Genomic DNA, 16,668 nt, shown 5'->3' on the forward strand with positions numbered 1-16,668 from the left:
AAGCCCAACAAAATAAATCACTGCATTACCTCACTGGTAAGTTGATGTTCCGCACCCTTGGCAATCACATCCCCAGCCTTATCCAGCATGGCTTGCTGTGCCTGTTGCTGTTGCTGTTCCTGCATAGCTTTCTGCCGTGCTTGACGCAATTCCTGCACTTCATCCGCCGTTCGCATGATTGTTTGAGGAACGCCACGGCCATTGCCGATTAATACCGCCACAGCATCAAAATCCACATTGTCTAAAATGGTTTGGTCTACTGCTGACATCTGCCCCAAACTAGCCACGTATTGCTCAGTCGCCATGACTTCTTCCATACGCTGACTACGCGCCAAAGGGGATACAAATTTGAATGACAGGTTACGCCCCCAAAGCTCTTGGGGTGGCTGACCAAGCACACCAGAACGCAAGGCAAGCCCGAAACAACGGTCTAAAATTGATTTCAGGTACTCAGACTGCAAACGCCCGTACATTGGACCCAACATCTGGCGGATCAGCTCGACACGGGTATGGATCTCTGTAGCTGTCATCTGCTGTGTACCAATTGGCGGCAACTGGTCAGCCATAAGCTTTTTACGGATACCGCCTTGTAAATTGGTAATGAGATAATCCGCTATCTGGAAATTTGTCCCATCGTCAAGCCGCTTCATAGAATCAACACTATTGGCTACAATCACCTTACGTGGACCAATACGAACAGTATGAGGATTTAAGGTCCCATCATCTTCCGCAATCCACATGCCAGCTATCTGCATTTCTGCCGAATTAATAGTAAGTTTCATCAATTCATTGACCGTCTTGGCATCAGCCAAGGCTAAAGTCATCTGACCATTGCCATAAACTGAGTTGGGTAAACGGCGTAAACGTGGCACAGCGCATGGGAACTCGTGATAGCCAGATTCTTTCATCATGTGCTTATTGCTCAGATCAATGTGATATGAAGCAAAAGGCATATCTTTATTGATCTGCCCTGCACCCTTTGACTTTCTTGGCTGTATGACGTGTAAAAGCTTGTACTTGGTATCTGGTGAACGTTTGGCAGTCTGGACAACGGTAAAATGACAATTATCCTCACCATAGGTATTGATCATGGTTTCGGCCGTCATCTCATGTTCACGGTAAATTGTGTCAATAATGCCGTCCGCACGGGTTGAGCCTATATAACAACTACCCGTTGACCACGACTCAAACACATAACCGCCGTTGGCTTCGCGGTCAATGTCAGTGTAGAGAACGCCCCAGCCTGCAACCGCAACATCAGTTATGGTCTCAAAGCTTTCACTGTCAAAATTTGCAGCGTGAATATTGCGCCACATAAATTGACAGACATCTTCAAGCCAGCGCTCACCCTCAGTCAGTACAGCCAAGTCGTCTATACCATCAGGCTGAGCTTTAAACCAAATCGCATTGCTTGGCGTTACGCCGTTCATAATCATTGAAACAAGGACTTGAACCGAATCTGCGGCTGTAGAATCGTATAGATCAGCACGTTGCTGCTGTTGCGTCTTGCTATTCTCAACTGTAGAAGAAAAGCATTGCTGACGCTCAGGCGCACCGTACTTGTAACATTCTGACCAGTGCGCTTCATAGTTCGCACGAGCAGACTTTAATTGATCAAGTCGCGTACAAAGTTGCTGTGCGAAATTAGACATTATCCACCACCCAATTTTGTTTTGGTATTGGCATCAAAAGCACCGCTTAACACGCTTGAGCTGTTCGCTGTACGGCGGTTAGCCTTTTTCATGTTGGCTTCCATCGTTGCCTTTTCTGCTGCTGCCTTGGCATCTGCTTCGGGGTCTTGACGCACAATTTTAGGAGAACCACACATATCAGGACTCCTTAGAACCCCAGCCTTGAGCTGTTAAAACTTGGGCTGACTGTTTTGGTTGCTGAATTGGTGGAGTACCGTGTTGTGTAGCTTGGGCCTGCGGCAACGACATAGAGCGCAATTTAGCCTCAATACGTGCCTGCCCTGCCAATAGCTTGATGGCCCAGTCAGGCGGTGTTTGTTCGCCTGTCTCACCAAGCTGGCCTGCATCTAATTCACTTGGTGGCTGTTCAGGATTGGCTGTAGTGGTGTCGGATGGCTGATCTTGCTGCGCTTGGACTGTCTGCCCTGCACCTTTATCAGTATTGGTATTTTGTTCTGTGGTTTCAGTCTCAGGCGGTGTTTGCTCGCCTGGCACCTTGGTTGCTCGTGCCATAAAAAAGCCCTATCGTTACGGATAGGGCTAGTGTTCGTTATGGGCGGTAGCGGTTTGTTGGGTGTTTAAACTATGTCTTTAATAATAGAAAACTGCTCTTTGCTGATAATAATTGGTTCACAGCTTAGTCTCATTAATTCCATTTCAACTTCCTTTTTAAATAAAAATCCCTCATCTTATGATTATAAAGGTAAGACTGTAAGAGTATTACTATTTTAGAAAGTGCATCATTATTTATTTTATTATCTGTAAAATACTTAAGAGTATTATTTAAAAAAATACTATCTGATTCAGCAACAGACATACCGCTAAATATCCAAGTGATATTAATCTCATGCAATATAGAATTAATATCACCTTGTTCTGCAAAATAATGGATTAAACTCATTTACCTATCTCACTGTCTAATTGCTCAATCACGCCGTCCAGCTGATCCAATAAATCAAGCTGACCAATATCGTATTTGTATGTTAAAAACTCTCCCTCACGCGGGTAACGTTCAATCCAAGTCATTTCCTGCCAAAGCTGAATAAATGCATCCCCATGATCGTAAAATGGACGTGAACCTACAGCCCAGGATGAGACAGCATTGGCAGAGCATCCCAACACATAGGAAATCTTTTCATGTGACCAGCCTAGATTCCTTAAATCTAAAATCATGCGTACGAAATCAGGTGGTTTATATCCACGCCGTTTGACAATAAATTTTTTCGCCTGCTGACGTGCTGAAACAAAACGCGCGCGCGCACGAGGATCGTTTGAGAAATAATACAAATCCCCCCCACTGGCTTTCCCACCGTCACGAAATAAGTCAAAACCACTTGGGTGTACTTTCATTGATATTCACTCCAATTCCATTACTTTTAATTTTATTAAACCGCCTTTAACGACCTCACCACGTTTTACTATCAGTTCGTCAAACTGCTCATCGTCAATGCATAGGCCACATTTAACGAGGCTGTCGATTGTTGCTTTCAGGTAGTTATCAATGTCCCGTGTCTGGTAATTGGGAAAATGAAATGTGACTTCGAGTTTTAAACGTGCTTCTGTTTGTAGTGGAGGTATTAATGCTTTGATAATCATATGAAAAGCTTTTGCTTTATCGCTTAAAACAAACCTCTTGCCTGACTTAACCCAATAATGATTTACAGACGGCGGGTATGTTGCGACTTCACAACTTAAAATAAAATTTTCCTTAGTAGCTTCATTTCGCTCCAATTTGCGCTCTAAACAATTATTTTTTGCTTGCTGTACCTTTGCATCATTTTCAGTTTTTAATCGCTCCTTGCTCAAATTAGCCCTGTTTCTGTGCGCTTTTAGGTGTGCTTGTAGCTGATCTTCACTCCATCTCATGCCTTACCCTCCACATTGCCAATAAATCCAACGTCACGGAGATAGGATGCCCAGTGCTTTAGGTTTTCAGGATCACGAAGTTTTACAGCGATACGGGATTCAAAACTTTTCTGTGATTCACCAGAGTTGGCATAGGTACAAGCAAAATCAGGCAAAGCACAAAGTTTTCTGCTGAACATATTGATTTGAGGGTCAGTAAGATTTTTTGTTCCAGGTGATGTTTTTGCCTTGGCCGTAGTTTTTGGTTTTGAGGTAGATAATTTTTGGATTCGATAAATCCAGTAATTCATCCAGCCTTGCGCTGTGGTTTTTTCCCGTGTTGTGGACCACTGAACAAAATTTTTCAACTCAGCCAAAATAAATTCATCGGTGAGCTGTGAATTTTGTTTTCGTGCTTGGGCCGTGAAATCGGATTTAACCGTGTACTGGTTTGCCAGTTCCCGAAGTGTGTAAATTTCCTTGTCGTCCTGATGATATTCGACTGAGCTGTCAAACATCTCAAAATCCAAGTTATCCACAGGCAATTTCTTTTTTTTATTTTCTAAAGAATTCTTATTATCTATTGTGAGTTCACTAGGTGAACCAGTTTTAGTTCCCTTAGTGAACCGATCTTGGTGTTGTAGGTGAACTGGTGTCGTAAGTGAACTAGTTCCCTTAGTGAACCGATCTATTAGAGAAATTTCATTTAAACGATACTTTTTTACCCCCTGTTTTCCTGATTCCATGACTGAAATAACGCCAAAATCTATAAGTTCCTTTACCCCTGCTGAAACAGTTTTACGCCCCAGTTGACGTGCCCCCTCTAACTCACCACCCTGCAATTGAGAATAGCTGACAAAATCAGACTCTTTATTGTGTCCGTTGATGCGGTTCTCTAATTCGGCATAAACATTCCGAGCAGCGTCAGAAAGGAAAGGGTAAACTTCCTCCCTGTACAATCGGCTCGACATCACATAGCCTTTTTTAAATCTATCGCTATACATGCCCCTACTAGCCTCTTGTTGCTCTTGCTGAGGCTTAGGAAACTGAATCACTGGTGCAGTATTCATAGCTACTTATCCTCAATGCGTTTTACATAACCGCCAAAAAAGAAAAGCAAGCCCGTCTGTGCCAAGCTATGCTCTATTTCTTGCGAAATTCTCCAATCACAACGGAATCTCCACTCCATACACTCACGCCACTCCATACACTCACGCCACTCCTTACGGTTTACGGCGGCGTTATCAGGGCGGTATCCACGTTTGATCAGGTTGTTTTTGTTGCGCTGGAACATCCAGTCCAAAATTGCCAAGGCGTCGGCATGATGCTGTTGTATCCAATTCAATTTTTTTAAAGGGTCTTGGTTTTGCTGGTTGTTCTGTGATAAGCTGGTCATCTGAACTACCTCATATCAATTTATTGGTATGGCAATAAGGCTCAACTGGTCGCACAGTTGGGCTTTTTTTGTGCCTATTCGTTTTGGGGTGATGTCAATAATTGGCTGGGGTGACAGCTCAAACGTATCTGCTGTATCTGTGGTAAGAGCAAATGCGGTTTGGAGAGAATGTAAAAACTCCTCCACATCTTGGATTTCTCTCATGCAGATTGAACGTATCAATTCAGACAGACTTAAATTACGTGACTTTGCTATTGCTTCCAGCTTCCGCTTTTCAATATCAGTGCATTTATGGGTGATGCTCTCTATTAATTTTTCAGACATAGAGACACCTCAAGACTTAGCCAATGGCTTTCTTCCAGCCGCTATGTCTTTAATCTGGTACTCGCGAGCAATCGGAATGGGCTTATCACCCCACTTGTAAATGGCCTCTGTTGAAATGTTTAAAATTTTGGCTAATTCTGGAATTGTGCATTGCAGCAAATTCAATGCTTCAGACTTTTTCATAAAATCAAATTCGATAACTTTAGTTATCATTATTCTATTACTTAAAGTTAGCGTGTCAATAGCTAACATAAGTTATCTATTGCCTAGGTATATTGTTTTATGGAAACTATAGGTTCTCGCATTCATACATTAAGAACGCAAAAGAAGCTCTCACAGAAAGTTCTTGGTGAGTTTCTTGGTGTTAGCGGTGTTACTGTCTTAAAGTGGGAAAAAGATGAGAATGTTCCAAAACATGAAAGCCTTGTTGCATTGGCAGTCAAACTAGATACGACTATTGATTATATTTTGTATGGAACGACTGAGCAGAAAGGAAATAAGCTTGATCAACTTATACAAAAATTACAGTTACTTTCAAAGCAAGGGGAACTTACTGATGAAAGAATTGGGCTGATTGATGGAATTGTAAATAGCTGGAAACCACTCCCAAGTAGTGAAATCACGGCACAAAAAACGGGCTAATTTTAAAATTTTGCCTAAAGTCTAATTGATTAATAGAGGAAATAATGGATAAAGGTAAATTATTCTTCTGGTTATGGCAGTTGGGTAGCATCCCAACGCTTATATACTTATTGTTTTTTAATACAAATTACAATTGGTGGAATTGGATAATACTTATTCCTGTCAATTTTTTCTTGGCAGAAATATGGCCGATATATTGGCTTTTAAAATGGATAGGCTTTGCATTATGAAATCTATTTTTATGGTGTGTTATGTCTCTTGATAGAAGTTTACAACTAAAACTACTTGAATATATGGCTGCAAAATATCCCTACCATTGGGATTTTTACAATGATTTTCCAGAGGGATCAGAAAATTATGAGGCTGCATTAAGAAATTTATATTATTTAATGCAGCATGAACTGGTGGAAAAGAAAAGTTTAACACTAAGTAATTACAACGGTACTGGATTTAATTTGATTATTCACCTACCAACAATCAGTCAAAAAGGGATGGATTTTTTGGCTGATGATGGTGGGCTTTCTGCAATTCTTGGCGTTGTTACCATTAAGTTTGAAGCTGACACATTAAGAACTATTTTAGAACGCAGAATCAATCAAGCGGAGGCAACCCCTGAACATAAGCAGTCAATGATTGATGGCATTCGAGAGCTGCCTGCCGAGTCCATAAAACACCTGACCATGAAACTACTGGATGAGGGCTTAGATAATCTACCGAATGCGATTGTACTAATTGGAACGTATCTTGGACTATCCTAGAAAACTCTAGATATTGATTCCCAATATCGACTAGAAAAGTATCATGTTCAGTTTTCACATCAACATAAACCCCCTTTCTTGGTGGATTGATCACGATTGATTTTGGTGACTTAATCATTTGAAGCCTCCGAACTAATTTCATGTATATTTTTTTGGAAAACAAAAGATTCTATTTTTTTTGCATCTGCAATAAGCTCATCGACTGATTTTTTTCCCAAAAGCAGATTCACCTTTAACATCTTAAAAATCAATATCTGCCGCCAAAGCGTACGAACACCTTTCATCTTAATAACTCCATACAGCCCTCACTATGAGGGCTTCTTTTGTTATTAAAGCATAAATATTCAAATAAAACTAACTAAAGTTATTGACCATAATAATAACTTTAGTTATCTTTACCTCGTTACCAATAAAAAAGCACACCGACCTCTTACCCCCGATGTGCTTTACCCCCAACGAGGAGCAATCAAATTATGAAACAAAGAACCATCCAGAGTCAAACGACTCGCCCCTGCTGCACTGAACCCAAAGCCAAGGACATGCAAATCCCGTTCTGGGAACACCTGTGGGCTAATCTGGTCGATACATTCAAGCTCACCTTGTTCCTAGGTACGGGTCTAGTGCTTTGGTATCTATTCACTTTCTTTATTCACGGTTTATTTTGGGGTAACTGATCATGAGTCGTTTAACTAAAACTTTGCGTGAAGCAATGCTGAACACCATCATTTCTCACGCTTTTGATGCAAAAGAAAAAGCCGCATCACAGGCAAAAATTGTTGCTGGTGAAAAAGTCTATCAGGATGTTTATGCAACTTCGTTAATTGCTATGGAAAGCCTGCCAAAAGGATTTTTACCAAAATCCAGATATATCTATATAGCTATTGGTGGTAGACAGCACACTGTTTATTTTTCTGAATCTCGCCTTGTTGGTGCTCGTCATTCAGATAGACATGGTGATAGAGCAAAACTTTTCGCTGGTGATGAACAGGTTGCGCTTGATTACCTCAAAACGGTTGACGCTTGTGATGATCTTGATAAGCAAAAAGACTCTATGTCTAAAGAAATTACAGCCTTGCTGGAAAGCGTCCACACATTCAAAAAATTATGGGAAGTATGGCCTGAGTCTAAATCTCTTTTAGAGAAATTTGAGGAAAAGCCAACAATCGCGATCCTGCCTGCTATCCAAGTCAATAAATTAAATGCCGCTTTGGGCCTACCTGTGGAGTCTGTGTAATGGCTAAGTCTAAGAAAAATACAGCACTTGTTTTAAGAACATGCCGCTCAGACCTTACTAGCCGTGACGGCTTCCAGTGGGCAGATGTTGGCGGAACAACTGTAGCTGAAGATTGGGTTAAAAATACCAATTGTGGTAATGGCCTGCATGGCTGGTTGTTTGGTGCTGGCGATCATAATTGCTCAGACTATCTTGCTGAAGATAGCAAATGGATGGTACTTGAAGTTGATCTTAAAAGTATTGTGATGCTTGGCGATAAATGCAAATTTCCCTCAGCTAAAACAGTATTTGTAGGCGATAAAAAAACTGCCACTGACTATCTCATTGCGAATGAACCACGCTGCAAAAATGTTGCGGTGATTGGTGCGTCTATAACTGTTGGTGACAGCGAAGCTGTTATTGTTGGCGGATTAGGCACGGCAACGGCTGGTAATGGTGGCACGGCAACGGCTGCTGATTATGGCACGGCAACGGCTGCTGATTATGGCACGGCAACGGCTGGTTATAAGGGCACGGCAACGGCTGGTTATAAGGGCACGGCAACGGCTGGTTATAAGGGCACGGCAACGGCTGGTTATAAGGGCACGGCAACGGCTGGTTATAAGGGCACGGCAACGGCTGCTGATTATGGCACGGCAACGGCTGCTGATTATGGCACGGCAACGGCTGCTGATTATGGCACGGCAACGGCTGGTTATAAGGGCACGGCAACGGCTGGTTATAAGGGCACGGCAACGGCTGGTTATAAGGGCACGGCAACGGCTGGTTATAAGGGCACGGCAACGGCTGCTGATTATGGCACGGCAACGGCTGCTGATTATGGCACGGCAACGGCTGGTTATAAGGGCACGGCAACGGCTGCTGATTATGGCACGGCAACGGCTGGTAATGGTGGCACGGCAACGGCTGGTTATAAGGGCACGGCAACGGCTGCTGATTATGGCACGGCAACGGCTGGTAATGGTGGCACGGCAACGGCTGCTGATTATGGCACGGCAACGGCTGGCGAATCAGGTGAAATCCGCATTCGGTACTGGGATCGAAATGCTGAGCGTTATCGCACTGTTATTGGTTATATTGGTGAGGATGGCCTAAAAGCCAATACAGCATATAAATTAGATGAAAATCATAAATTTGTAGAAGTTGATGGTGATTAATATGAATACCATACCTCAACTTCTACAATCTTCTGATCAGCTTATTCAGGGCATGAGCAATGATGAATATCACGCTCGCCCAGAGTACAGCTCAAGCCAATTAAAGGACTTGTTGCGTAGTGCTGCCCATTTCTATTCCAACAATATTTTAAAAGAAGTTGAACGAGAAACCAAAGCGGCTATGAATTTTGGCACATTAGCTCACACATTGTTTTTAGAACCTGAACAGTTTGAAAATGAATTTGTTGTTGCACCAAAATTTGAGCGTCGCACAAAGGCTGGGAAAGAAGAAGCCTTGGCTTGGGAGCAAGCTAATCAAGGAAAAATCTTGGTTGATGCTGAACAGGTTGAAGCCGCAAAGCGCATAGTAATCAATCTGCAAAAACTGAGCTCCTATGCTGATATGCAGAATAATTATGGCATGGCTGAGGCAAGCATATTCTTTACCGATCCAGTATTCGATTTACCGTTGCGTATTCGTCCTGACTGGCACATTGCACCATGCAAGACATTTCCAAACGGCTTAATTTTGGATTTAAAAACCACGACTGATGCACGTGCCCACGCTTTCTCTAAAAAATGCTCTGACTTTGGTTATGACCTTTCTGCATCTATGTATCGTGAGGGTTTTCAGCAGTATTACCAAACTGAGCAAAAACCTGACTTTATTTTACTGGTTGCGGAAAGTTCTATTCCTTTCAACGTCAAACAGTATAAAGCATCCCACCTATTTTTAAGCGTTGGCGACACACGCTACAACAAAGCTAAAGAATTGCTTGCCGAGTCACTTCTCATCAATGAATGGGATGGTTATTCACTCGAAATGGAAGATTTATTCTTGCCATCGTACATGACAAAACAAGCTTTAGAAAACGATTTTAATTAATTTTTTATTCAAACTTAGGAATTTACAATGAATACTCAAACACAAAATGTACCTGCTCAAAGCCCTGCTAAAGCATTTCAAACTTATATGTTGAAGTATAAGTCACAACTTGAAGCTGCTCTACCTAAGCATTTAACTGTGGATCGAATGATTCGCCTATCTTTGACTGCATTTAGTCAAAATCCTGCATTGCAGCAATGTACGTCAAACTCTATCTTTTCAAGCATTATCATTGCTTCACAGCTTGGTCTGGAACCTGGTGTAAATGGTCAGGGTTACTTAGTGCCTTACAAAGATAAATGTACTTTTATTCCAGGCTGGAAAGGTCTTGTTGATTTAGCACAACGTGGTGGCCGTTCATCTGTTTGGACTGGTGCGGTTTACGAGGGTGATGAATTTGATTATATGCTTGGCGACTCCCCATATTGCCGTCACAAACCTTGTGGCGAATTTGATGTCGATAAACTGACACACGTTTATGCAATTGGTCGTGTTAAAGATTCAGAAATGCCTATTATTGAAGTGTGGCCTGTGCGTAAAGTACGTGAACACTTCAAAAAAACAGTTGTTAAGCCTTTACAGCCAAATCATTACTCACATAAACATTTTGAAGCATATGCTCGTAAAGTAGCTTTATTGCAAGTATTAAAGTACATGCCTCAATCTATTGAATTATCAAATGCAATGGATGTTTCTAATGCTCAAGAGTCTGGTAAGGGTGTAACAATTGATGGCGATTTCGTGACCGTTGATACCAATCAATATCAAGAACAGGATCAAAATGTCCAAACTTCAACACAAAATGAGGTGTCAAATCACCAGAATTATGAGGATGAGAGCCAAGTTTCACAGCAAAAAGTAATGCAAAATGAAGTTGTTGAGGATTACGCACCAACATTTACTCAGATTAAACGTGGTATTTTGTCAGCAAAATCCCCTGCTCATCTTGATGTTATGGAAGAGCAAGCAATGGATCATGCGGATAAAGAAGAGCGCAAACAATTAATGACTCTGATCAAAGCTCAAGGCCAGAAGTTCCAACCCATTGCGGAGGTATCCACAGCAAAAAAGCCTGAACCTGTTCTCATTAATGATGGGTTAGGTGAAGTTGTTGATGCAGAAGTTACAGAAGATGACTTGCAACAGCTTGAGCAACGGCAAGCTAACGATACTCAAAAAATCCAGTCAAAGAATGCCGAAAAAGCCACATCACTTTCAATCCGTAGAGAATACTTACTTCGCATGAATGCAGCTACATCACAGGATGATTTGAATAAAATCCATGATGAGTTCTTAAAAAATGATGGTTTGACTGGTACACATCTATCCTATTTGAAAGATACATATACTCAGTTGAAGCAAAAGTTTACTCCACCGCCAGCAAAAGAAGAACCTAAGGCTACAGTTGTAGAACCTGATCCAATAAAAAGTAATTCTGTTAAAGCTGGTCTTGAGCTAATGATTGCTAATGCCAAAGATGTGGTATCGCTTGAGGCGGAAGTGGCAAGAACTATTAAAGGTAACGAATCAAAGCTCACACAAGAACATTACCAAGCCGTATTAATGGCATATGCTCATCGTAAAGAAGTGCTGTCACAGCAAGATATTTTTGAAGATGAATTAAGTCTGGTTGGCTCCTATCTTCAAAGTATTGACCAAGCCGCAAGCATTGATCGTTTGAACGAAATTATGAGTGATCCAGCAGTAAATAGCTTACCAGATGACGAGATCACACAAATCAATAATGCCTATGACCGCCGCTATGCAGAGTTACAGGGTTAATTTATATACCCCCACTCATGCGGTGGGTGGGGTTGTAGGAGAGTGCTATGGATTTTCAAATAAATGGCTATCAACTAATTGAAAACTGTGATGAAGCCATATATGCAGCAAAAACAAAAGAAGATGTTTATCAATATTACATTGAAAATTATGGTGAAACAGAAACATCTAAAGAACAGTTTTTAAATGATCTTTTTGTGTATGACCTATCATCTGAGGATGTTCATAAAATTCGTGATTTTATTAATGACGATACTGGTGAGGACTACATAAGTAGTTATTACCAACATTATAAAGATGCGGCCATTAAAGATACTGGTTGTCAGCCTGTTTTATTTATAAATATTTAAGGTGCTGATATGAATAATAGCATCGTATTACGTGAATCTGACATTGATAAAGCTATATCTAGCGGTGTGAATGTCACTAAAAGTCTAGTTCAGCATCTTGAAAATGTGTTGATTGAAAAGGCCTTGATTAAAACAAAAGGTAATCAACGGGCGGCGGCTGAATTAATCGGAATGAGTAGATCGAAGTTGGGGCAAAGGGCAAGACAGTTGGCGAAATGTAAAACTCTGGAGCAAAGCCATGATTGATATTGAAAAAGAAAAATCAGTATTTCTGGGTATTTATAAGTATTACCCAAGTGCTATTAAGTTTACTTTTGATGTAGAAAATGAATGCTTTGTCTTGAGCAAGAAAAATCCGCTTGATCATGAAGTTGTAACCATATCACAGATGAATCAACAATGGTTGGCCTGGCTTAGACGGGCAAAACTTGAGTATGAGAAGTTAAATGGGTGCGTTGTGGTGCCGAAAGATCAAATTTCTTGCTTTTGGCAAGACTCAAATGAACCTGAGAATTTCTGCAATTCTCTCGATAATCTTGATAATTTGGGTGATTGTATTGATCTTGGCGATATCATGGAGATAAACAAACATATTCAAGCCAATATTAAAACAGAGAAACTTTATGGTACTTGGGCTGCGGATTATGGCAACCCAATCGATAGGTCTAGATCACGTTTTTTTGTAGGAACTAGAGGCGAGTGTGAGGCAATAATTTTAGAGAATGAGCAAGTTTTTGAAGCAGCAAAGGAGAATCATCATGAGTGATTATCTGGTTAAGTGCTGTAGATGCAGAAATAAACATTTAGAAAGTGAGCGCTTGGAAAAACAATCTAGGCAGTGGAGCTTTGCAAAAGATCTTGTTTGCCCACGTTGTGAATGTACAGCTTATTATCAGCTTGAAGAAGTAAATACAGTAGAAGCAGCAAGGGGTGGAAAATGATTGATATTCAAAAAGAACGCGAGGCTTTTGAGGCAATTCCTGAAAATATTAGATTGCTACGTGGGGCAAAATTCCAAGACTGTAAATATGTGGCACTTTCATTATTCGATGACAGTTCTAGAGAATGTGCTACACAGTTGAACTACGGCTGGAAAATATGGCAAGCCTCTGCCCTACGTGCAGAAGCAAAACTCGATGGGTGCGTGGTGGTGCCAAAGTCTGAATATGCTGAGCTGAACAGCGATAAAGAGCATTTTTCTAATGCTTGTATTGATTGGACTGACCGAGCGTACAAGCAACGTGCAAAGGTTGAACATATAAAAAATGAAGTTGAAAGATTTAAACAATCGGGAACTCATTTGGATTTATCTAACTTCTTAGACAATTTAATAGAGTTCGCAACTTTTAAACATGACGATGAATTGAAAGACTTTGTTCTAATTAAATTAAATGAAAAATGTGTTTACGCGATTGAGCAGGAAGTGGAACAACAAGTCGAAGCAAGTGGCATAACAGCAGATGTTTTTCGTCTTGATGGTGAAAAGATTTTGAATGCACTGCTAGAAGCAGCAAGGGGCGGAAATGAGTAAATTATCTAAAGCTATAAATGATGTTCTTGCTGAGCGTGAGCGCCAAATAAATAAAGAACATTATTCAAATGAACATGATGATGAATATAAAGCAAATGAGCTTCTTAGAGCATCTGTATGTTATGCCGATAATGTTGTTAGACGCGGATGGGTTCATAATTCGAGTTTTGGTCCTGATGTTTATCAATCAGAAGAAGCACCTGATCTTTGGCCGTGGGATTTAGATTTTTGGAAGCCTAAAAGTCCACGTAAAGACTTGGTTCGAGCTGCTGCTTTATTAATCGCAGAAATTGAACGATTAGATCGAAAAGAAGCAAAAGCGGATGCGGAGGAATCATAAATGAACAGTGAAGATGTACAAGTTGAAATCGAAAGATTCAACACTGCCAATGATGATGCTTCATTTTCACCAGAATCCATCGCGGCAATACTTGGTGTCTCCCTTTCCTGGTTGCAAAAAAAGCGTTGTGAGGGTGGCGGCATTCCATTTTCAAAATTGCACTACAGAAAAATCATTTATAAAAAAGCTGATGTGCTGGCTTATATTGAAAGGCAGCGCATACAATCTACATCTCAAATGGCGGTTTAACCGCCATTTTTATTGAAAAAAATAGTAGGCAAACAATAGGCTAAAAGCAGATAAAAATAGGCAAATTTAGAGAAATAGGCAGATAGTAGGCAAATAAAGTATATTATCGTATCGCTGAATATTCTTTAATATTATTTCAGGTATTTTCATTAAAATACAAAAACTTAAATTACATTTTCATGCGCTTAAATATGCTTTAATATCGTTTCGTATTGCTATAAAAGCATATCTTCCCGAGAACTCATCGGGTTCAGGGTAACGACCATGCAGCGGCACCTCTGGAGCATTTTATTTTTAAATAAAATTATAATTTAAACCGATAGTCTGGATTAAAACCCAGTTCCTGTTTAGCTTTTATATTTCGATAAATTAAGTCATCTTCAACAACTTGATAAATCCCTTGCCCATTCTCAATCGCCAGATATGCAGCATAGGCAGCCGCATCCACATGAATCCTACACGATTCAGCGGCCAAACAACCTGTCGCATTTCCATAAAGTTTTCCATATCTCAAAATGACGGCATCCACATCGCTTTGCATGACCTGTTGTTCCAATGCATAAATACCCTCTGCATTTAACTTTAGTAGAGGATGGCTGGAATTCAAGTCAAGCGCCGAACTTTCATCATAAAATGGCTGATCGGGAACATAGGCAAATGCGATACTTTGTGCGATAAATCGGCATCGAAGTTTACTTAATGCTTGAAGCAGATGACGTGTACCGAGTTTACGAATCCTTGCATTATTCAATCTTGCCTGTTCCATTAAAGCGGGATTCAGGCCATAAGGTAGGTCAGTCAGTTGATGGATCACCACATCTGGAGCAATTTTTTCTATAATTTCCTTAATCTGCTGATCATTAAAAATATCAGCAATTACGGGTATAACCCCGATAGCCTCCAGAAATTGTGCTTTCTCAATTGAACGGGTCATACCATAAACAACATAACCCTTTTGTTTCAGGATTAGGCAAAGTTTATAACCTATGGCACCTGTAGCTCCAGCAATAAAAATAATCGGCTGTTTATCGAATGGCTGAGTCGGTTTTTTCATCATCATATCCACATAAAAAAGCGATAGATTAAGTCCGTATTAAAACTATTATTCTATCGCTGATGTTTCTAATCCAGATTATCTATTATTCATCACTTGTTGCACATTCATAATTGCTTGGCTCTTGTGAGCAACGTACCTGCTTCAGCAACTTCATCATATCCTTGTCGTAAAAACCCTCTTTGGTCATTTGAATACGTGCTTCACGCATCAATCTGACATAGCCAGGCTTGTCACTCTCATTCAGGCTTAGCCAATATTGATTAGGAATGTCCGCTTCGATCTTATCGACAAATTGAAACGCTGGCGTGAGCTGTTTAGAGATAATTTCCCGTGCAATACTGCCCATGCCTGCTGGAAACTTGTTACGCTGCATAATGAGCGTGCCTGTCACCTGAATCACAGGGAACTTGATAATTCCACCGACCACCTTGCCTGATTTATCGGTCATGCCTTTCTTGAGTTCAAGCGGTTCAAACAAAATGGCTGGCCCTGCCATAATATCCACTTCTTTATTATTAAATTTCCCACCCACACTGATTAAATCCACAGATACAGGCTGCGCCCCGACATTTTGTACCAGTTTCTTTTGTGTTTCATCGAATTGGAAAACGGCAACTTTCTTGCCCGCCGCCTTAGCCAAGGTATTGATATTACGATCAGTTACCATGATATAGGCCGCACCAAGTGGAACAATACCCACCACTTCATAATCCTTGTTTATCATTTTTTCATCAAATTTGGGGTTGGCTAAAACCTGAATCACGGCACTGAGCTGCTTATAGGTTTGTAGTGCCCCAATTGCATCGATACTGCCAACAAACTTGTTGAACTGTTTGGCGCGTAAATTACTGATTCCTGCTCCATCACAGCGTTTGCTACGGAAATCTTCGGTGAGTACCGCCTCATTGGTATAAACTTTTAAATTCACTAAAGTTGAAGCTGACTTTTTAAGTTTTGGATAATCAAAATCCAGCTTAAACTGCAAATGCGATGGTCGAGTCACATTCATATTTACGCCAAACTGCTTAGCGACTCGGACCATTCTCGGAATTTCAGTAATATAGCTGGTAGCCTGTTCAAAAGCTTCACTATGCTCACCATTGGGCGAAAATACACATAAGGTGACCTGTTGTGGAATCTGTTGCCATGTTTTTGGATCATTTAACAGTTGCTTGATTTTATTTTGTGAGTGCGCTGATAGCGTTAAATCCAGCTTTCCCTCAGGGGCAGCATGGCTGCTATTCATCAACAATGGTGAAGATACCATCACAGTTGAGATGAGAAATGATTTCATAAACTTGGTGAATTTATTGTTTTGCATGCATTCCATCCTTAGCTATTTCCCAATAGTTTTATTCAAGTTACGGTTAAAGCATAAAAATAGAATTGACTGGATTTATTTGGATGATGTCAGTTGAGTCAAAAT

The 16,668-nt window shown here is 40.7% G+C and carries 27 protein-coding genes and 1 pseudogene; 15 read left to right on the forward strand and 13 right to left on the reverse strand.

Annotated features, from left to right (window positions below; all coding sequences use genetic code 11):
• Positions 1-17: 17 nt before the first annotated feature.
• The 10 genes from QLH32_RS05585 to QLH32_RS05630 form a co-directional block, all read right to left on the reverse strand.
• On the reverse strand, positions 18-1,652 hold the full coding sequence (locus QLH32_RS05585; RefSeq protein ID WP_283268479.1) for a portal protein: 1,635 nt from the start codon (positions 1,650-1,652) through the stop codon (positions 18-20).
• Entirely contained in the window at positions 1,652-1,828 is a 177-nt protein-coding gene (locus QLH32_RS05590; RefSeq protein WP_283268481.1) for a hypothetical protein, read from the reverse strand. The genes QLH32_RS05585 and QLH32_RS05590 overlap by 1 nt, the downstream gene beginning before the upstream one ends.
• 1 nt (position 1,829) lies before the next feature.
• Entirely contained in the window at positions 1,830-2,204 is a 375-nt protein-coding gene (locus tag QLH32_RS05595) for a hypothetical protein (protein ID WP_283268564.1), read from the reverse strand.
• Between the two features lie 133 nt (positions 2,205-2,337).
• The gene (locus QLH32_RS05600) at positions 2,338-2,592 is read right to left on the reverse strand and encodes a hypothetical protein (RefSeq protein WP_283268565.1); all 255 of its coding nucleotides are present in this window, start codon (positions 2,590-2,592) and stop codon (positions 2,338-2,340) included.
• Positions 2,589-3,041, reverse strand: coding sequence for a hypothetical protein (locus tag QLH32_RS05605; RefSeq protein WP_283268566.1), 453 nt, complete (start codon positions 3,039-3,041; stop codon positions 2,589-2,591). The genes QLH32_RS05600 and QLH32_RS05605 overlap by 4 nt, the downstream gene beginning before the upstream one ends.
• 6 nt (positions 3,042-3,047) lie before the next feature.
• The gene (locus tag QLH32_RS05610; protein ID WP_283268567.1) at positions 3,048-3,557 is read right to left on the reverse strand and encodes a RusA family crossover junction endodeoxyribonuclease; all 510 of its coding nucleotides are present in this window, start codon (positions 3,555-3,557) and stop codon (positions 3,048-3,050) included.
• On the reverse strand, positions 3,554-4,606 hold the full coding sequence (locus QLH32_RS05615; RefSeq protein WP_283268569.1) for a hypothetical protein: 1,053 nt from the start codon (positions 4,604-4,606) through the stop codon (positions 3,554-3,556). Before QLH32_RS05615 ends, QLH32_RS05610 begins: the two co-directional genes overlap by 4 nt.
• Before the next feature lie 2 nt (positions 4,607-4,608).
• Positions 4,609-4,932, reverse strand: coding sequence for a hypothetical protein (locus QLH32_RS05620; protein WP_283268570.1), 324 nt, complete (start codon positions 4,930-4,932; stop codon positions 4,609-4,611).
• Between the two features lie 15 nt (positions 4,933-4,947).
• Positions 4,948-5,256, reverse strand: a complete 309-nt coding sequence (locus QLH32_RS05625) for a hypothetical protein (protein WP_283268493.1) — start codon at positions 5,254-5,256, stop codon at positions 4,948-4,950.
• A 9-nt stretch (positions 5,257-5,265) separates the two neighbouring features.
• Positions 5,266-5,508 (reverse strand): Cro/CI family transcriptional regulator, encoded by a 243-nt coding sequence (locus QLH32_RS05630; RefSeq protein WP_349307083.1) that lies wholly within the window; start codon positions 5,506-5,508, stop codon positions 5,266-5,268.
• Between the two features lie 30 nt (positions 5,509-5,538).
• On the opposite strand from QLH32_RS05630, the gene QLH32_RS05635 reads away from it, so the two are divergent.
• Both QLH32_RS05635 and QLH32_RS05640 read left to right on the forward strand, forming a co-directional pair.
• Complete coding sequence (locus QLH32_RS05635) at positions 5,539-5,898, forward strand: helix-turn-helix domain-containing protein (RefSeq protein ID WP_283268494.1); 360 nt, start codon at positions 5,539-5,541, stop codon at positions 5,896-5,898.
• Positions 5,899-6,149: 251 nt separating this feature from the next.
• Positions 6,150-6,656, forward strand: coding sequence for a hypothetical protein (locus tag QLH32_RS05640; protein WP_283268496.1), 507 nt, complete (start codon positions 6,150-6,152; stop codon positions 6,654-6,656).
• A 110-nt stretch (positions 6,657-6,766) separates the two neighbouring features.
• Here QLH32_RS05640 and QLH32_RS05645 read toward each other — a convergent pair whose 3' ends face one another.
• Positions 6,767-6,940 carry a hypothetical protein gene (locus QLH32_RS05645; RefSeq protein WP_283268497.1) on the reverse strand — a complete coding sequence of 58 codons (174 nt, stop codon included), beginning with the start codon at positions 6,938-6,940 and terminating at the stop codon, positions 6,767-6,769.
• Between the two features lie 189 nt (positions 6,941-7,129).
• Here QLH32_RS05645 and QLH32_RS05650 point away from each other — a divergent pair, with 189 nt between their 5' ends.
• From QLH32_RS05650 to QLH32_RS05705, 13 genes and pseudogenes are all read left to right on the forward strand, one after another.
• The gene (locus tag QLH32_RS05650; RefSeq protein WP_283268571.1) at positions 7,130-7,330 is read left to right on the forward strand and encodes a hypothetical protein; all 201 of its coding nucleotides are present in this window, start codon (positions 7,130-7,132) and stop codon (positions 7,328-7,330) included.
• Positions 7,331-7,332: 2 nt separating this feature from the next.
• Positions 7,333-7,890, forward strand: coding sequence for an Nmad5 family putative nucleotide modification protein (locus QLH32_RS05655; protein WP_283268572.1), 558 nt, complete (start codon positions 7,333-7,335; stop codon positions 7,888-7,890).
• Positions 7,890-8,171, forward strand: a pseudogene (locus QLH32_RS19890) (DUF7666 domain-containing protein); the annotation flags it as partial. The gene QLH32_RS05655 and the pseudogene QLH32_RS19890, both read left to right, overlap by 1 nt.
• 202 nt (positions 8,172-8,373) lie before the next feature.
• On the forward strand, positions 8,374-8,985 hold the full coding sequence (locus tag QLH32_RS19895; RefSeq protein ID WP_490046013.1) for a hypothetical protein: 612 nt from the start codon (positions 8,374-8,376) through the stop codon (positions 8,983-8,985).
• A 63-nt stretch (positions 8,986-9,048) separates the two neighbouring features.
• A complete protein-coding gene (locus QLH32_RS05665) occupies positions 9,049-9,933 on the forward strand; it encodes a PD-(D/E)XK nuclease-like domain-containing protein (RefSeq protein WP_283268574.1) in 885 nt (294 codons plus the stop codon).
• 27 nt (positions 9,934-9,960) lie between these two features.
• Positions 9,961-11,715 carry a recombinase RecT gene (locus tag QLH32_RS05670; RefSeq protein ID WP_283268576.1) on the forward strand — a complete coding sequence of 585 codons (1,755 nt, stop codon included), beginning with the start codon at positions 9,961-9,963 and terminating at the stop codon, positions 11,713-11,715.
• A 47-nt stretch (positions 11,716-11,762) separates the two neighbouring features.
• Positions 11,763-12,065: a hypothetical protein gene (locus QLH32_RS05675; protein WP_283268577.1), complete on the forward strand. Its 303-nt coding sequence runs from the start codon at positions 11,763-11,765 to the stop codon at positions 12,063-12,065.
• A 9-nt stretch (positions 12,066-12,074) separates the two neighbouring features.
• On the forward strand, positions 12,075-12,311 hold the full coding sequence (locus tag QLH32_RS05680; RefSeq protein WP_283268578.1) for a helix-turn-helix domain-containing protein: 237 nt from the start codon (positions 12,075-12,077) through the stop codon (positions 12,309-12,311).
• A complete protein-coding gene (locus QLH32_RS05685) occupies positions 12,304-12,831 on the forward strand; it encodes a hypothetical protein (protein WP_283268579.1) in 528 nt (175 codons plus the stop codon). Before QLH32_RS05680 ends, QLH32_RS05685 begins: the two co-directional genes overlap by 8 nt.
• The gene (locus QLH32_RS05690) at positions 12,824-13,006 is read left to right on the forward strand and encodes a hypothetical protein (protein ID WP_283268580.1); all 183 of its coding nucleotides are present in this window, start codon (positions 12,824-12,826) and stop codon (positions 13,004-13,006) included. The genes QLH32_RS05685 and QLH32_RS05690 overlap by 8 nt, the downstream gene beginning before the upstream one ends.
• A complete protein-coding gene (locus tag QLH32_RS05695; protein ID WP_283268581.1) occupies positions 13,003-13,596 on the forward strand; it encodes a hypothetical protein in 594 nt (197 codons plus the stop codon). The genes QLH32_RS05690 and QLH32_RS05695 overlap by 4 nt, the downstream gene beginning before the upstream one ends.
• Positions 13,589-13,936: a hypothetical protein gene (locus QLH32_RS05700; RefSeq protein WP_283268582.1), complete on the forward strand. Its 348-nt coding sequence runs from the start codon at positions 13,589-13,591 to the stop codon at positions 13,934-13,936. Before QLH32_RS05695 ends, QLH32_RS05700 begins: the two co-directional genes overlap by 8 nt.
• Complete coding sequence (locus QLH32_RS05705) at positions 13,937-14,185, forward strand: helix-turn-helix transcriptional regulator (RefSeq protein ID WP_283268583.1); 249 nt, start codon at positions 13,937-13,939, stop codon at positions 14,183-14,185.
• Positions 14,186-14,489: 304 nt separating this feature from the next.
• Here QLH32_RS05705 and QLH32_RS05710 read toward each other — a convergent pair whose 3' ends face one another.
• Both QLH32_RS05710 and QLH32_RS05715 read right to left on the reverse strand, forming a co-directional pair.
• Entirely contained in the window at positions 14,490-15,239 is a 750-nt protein-coding gene (locus tag QLH32_RS05710) for an NAD-dependent epimerase/dehydratase family protein (RefSeq protein WP_283268584.1), read from the reverse strand.
• An 85-nt stretch (positions 15,240-15,324) separates the two neighbouring features.
• Positions 15,325-16,563: a putative solute-binding protein gene (locus QLH32_RS05715; protein WP_283268585.1), complete on the reverse strand. Its 1,239-nt coding sequence runs from the start codon at positions 16,561-16,563 to the stop codon at positions 15,325-15,327.
• Positions 16,564-16,668 lie beyond the last annotated feature (105 nt).

It is taken from the genome of Acinetobacter corruptisaponis, assembly GCF_030053775.1.
In the GTDB taxonomy this organism is placed as follows: Bacteria; Pseudomonadota; Gammaproteobacteria; order Pseudomonadales; family Moraxellaceae; genus Acinetobacter; species Acinetobacter corruptisaponis.

Coding starts and splice junctions, on each gene's coding strand:
- QLH32_RS19895 (WP_490046013.1), top strand. CDS start 8,374: ATGGCACGGCAACGGCTGGTTATAAGGGCACGGCAACGGCTGGTTATA.
- QLH32_RS05670 (WP_283268576.1), top strand. CDS start 9,961: ATGAATACTCAAACACAAAATGTACCTGCTCAAAGCCCTGCTAAAGCA.
- QLH32_RS05625 (WP_283268493.1), bottom strand. CDS start 5,256: ATGTCTGAAAAATTAATAGAGAGCATCACCCATAAATGCACTGATATT.
- QLH32_RS05700 (WP_283268582.1), top strand. CDS start 13,589: ATGAGTAAATTATCTAAAGCTATAAATGATGTTCTTGCTGAGCGTGAG.
- QLH32_RS05645 (WP_283268497.1), bottom strand. CDS start 6,940: ATGAAAGGTGTTCGTACGCTTTGGCGGCAGATATTGATTTTTAAGATG.
- QLH32_RS05710 (WP_283268584.1), bottom strand. CDS start 15,239: ATGAAAAAACCGACTCAGCCATTCGATAAACAGCCGATTATTTTTATT.
- QLH32_RS05705 (WP_283268583.1), top strand. CDS start 13,937: ATGAACAGTGAAGATGTACAAGTTGAAATCGAAAGATTCAACACTGCC.
- QLH32_RS05630 (WP_349307083.1), bottom strand. CDS start 5,508: ATGTTAGCTATTGACACGCTAACTTTAAGTAATAGAATAATGATAACT.
- QLH32_RS05635 (WP_283268494.1), top strand. CDS start 5,539: ATGGAAACTATAGGTTCTCGCATTCATACATTAAGAACGCAAAAGAAG.
- QLH32_RS05590 (WP_283268481.1), bottom strand. CDS start 1,828: ATGTGTGGTTCTCCTAAAATTGTGCGTCAAGACCCCGAAGCAGATGCC.
- QLH32_RS05680 (WP_283268578.1), top strand. CDS start 12,075: ATGAATAATAGCATCGTATTACGTGAATCTGACATTGATAAAGCTATA.
- QLH32_RS05690 (WP_283268580.1), top strand. CDS start 12,824: ATGAGTGATTATCTGGTTAAGTGCTGTAGATGCAGAAATAAACATTTA.
- QLH32_RS05665 (WP_283268574.1), top strand. CDS start 9,049: ATGAATACCATACCTCAACTTCTACAATCTTCTGATCAGCTTATTCAG.
- QLH32_RS05595 (WP_283268564.1), bottom strand. CDS start 2,204: ATGGCACGAGCAACCAAGGTGCCAGGCGAGCAAACACCGCCTGAGACT.
- QLH32_RS05585 (WP_283268479.1), bottom strand. CDS start 1,652: ATGTCTAATTTCGCACAGCAACTTTGTACGCGACTTGATCAATTAAAG.
- QLH32_RS05675 (WP_283268577.1), top strand. CDS start 11,763: ATGGATTTTCAAATAAATGGCTATCAACTAATTGAAAACTGTGATGAA.
- QLH32_RS05600 (WP_283268565.1), bottom strand. CDS start 2,592: ATGAGTTTAATCCATTATTTTGCAGAACAAGGTGATATTAATTCTATA.
- QLH32_RS05610 (WP_283268567.1), bottom strand. CDS start 3,557: ATGAGATGGAGTGAAGATCAGCTACAAGCACACCTAAAAGCGCACAGA.
- QLH32_RS05615 (WP_283268569.1), bottom strand. CDS start 4,606: ATGAATACTGCACCAGTGATTCAGTTTCCTAAGCCTCAGCAAGAGCAA.
- QLH32_RS05715 (WP_283268585.1), bottom strand. CDS start 16,563: ATGCAAAACAATAAATTCACCAAGTTTATGAAATCATTTCTCATCTCA.
- QLH32_RS05605 (WP_283268566.1), bottom strand. CDS start 3,041: ATGAAAGTACACCCAAGTGGTTTTGACTTATTTCGTGACGGTGGGAAA.
- QLH32_RS05620 (WP_283268570.1), bottom strand. CDS start 4,932: ATGACCAGCTTATCACAGAACAACCAGCAAAACCAAGACCCTTTAAAA.
- QLH32_RS05655 (WP_283268572.1), top strand. CDS start 7,333: ATGAGTCGTTTAACTAAAACTTTGCGTGAAGCAATGCTGAACACCATC.
- QLH32_RS05640 (WP_283268496.1), top strand. CDS start 6,150: ATGTCTCTTGATAGAAGTTTACAACTAAAACTACTTGAATATATGGCT.
- QLH32_RS05685 (WP_283268579.1), top strand. CDS start 12,304: ATGATTGATATTGAAAAAGAAAAATCAGTATTTCTGGGTATTTATAAG.
- QLH32_RS05695 (WP_283268581.1), top strand. CDS start 13,003: ATGATTGATATTCAAAAAGAACGCGAGGCTTTTGAGGCAATTCCTGAA.
- QLH32_RS05650 (WP_283268571.1), top strand. CDS start 7,130: ATGAAACAAAGAACCATCCAGAGTCAAACGACTCGCCCCTGCTGCACT.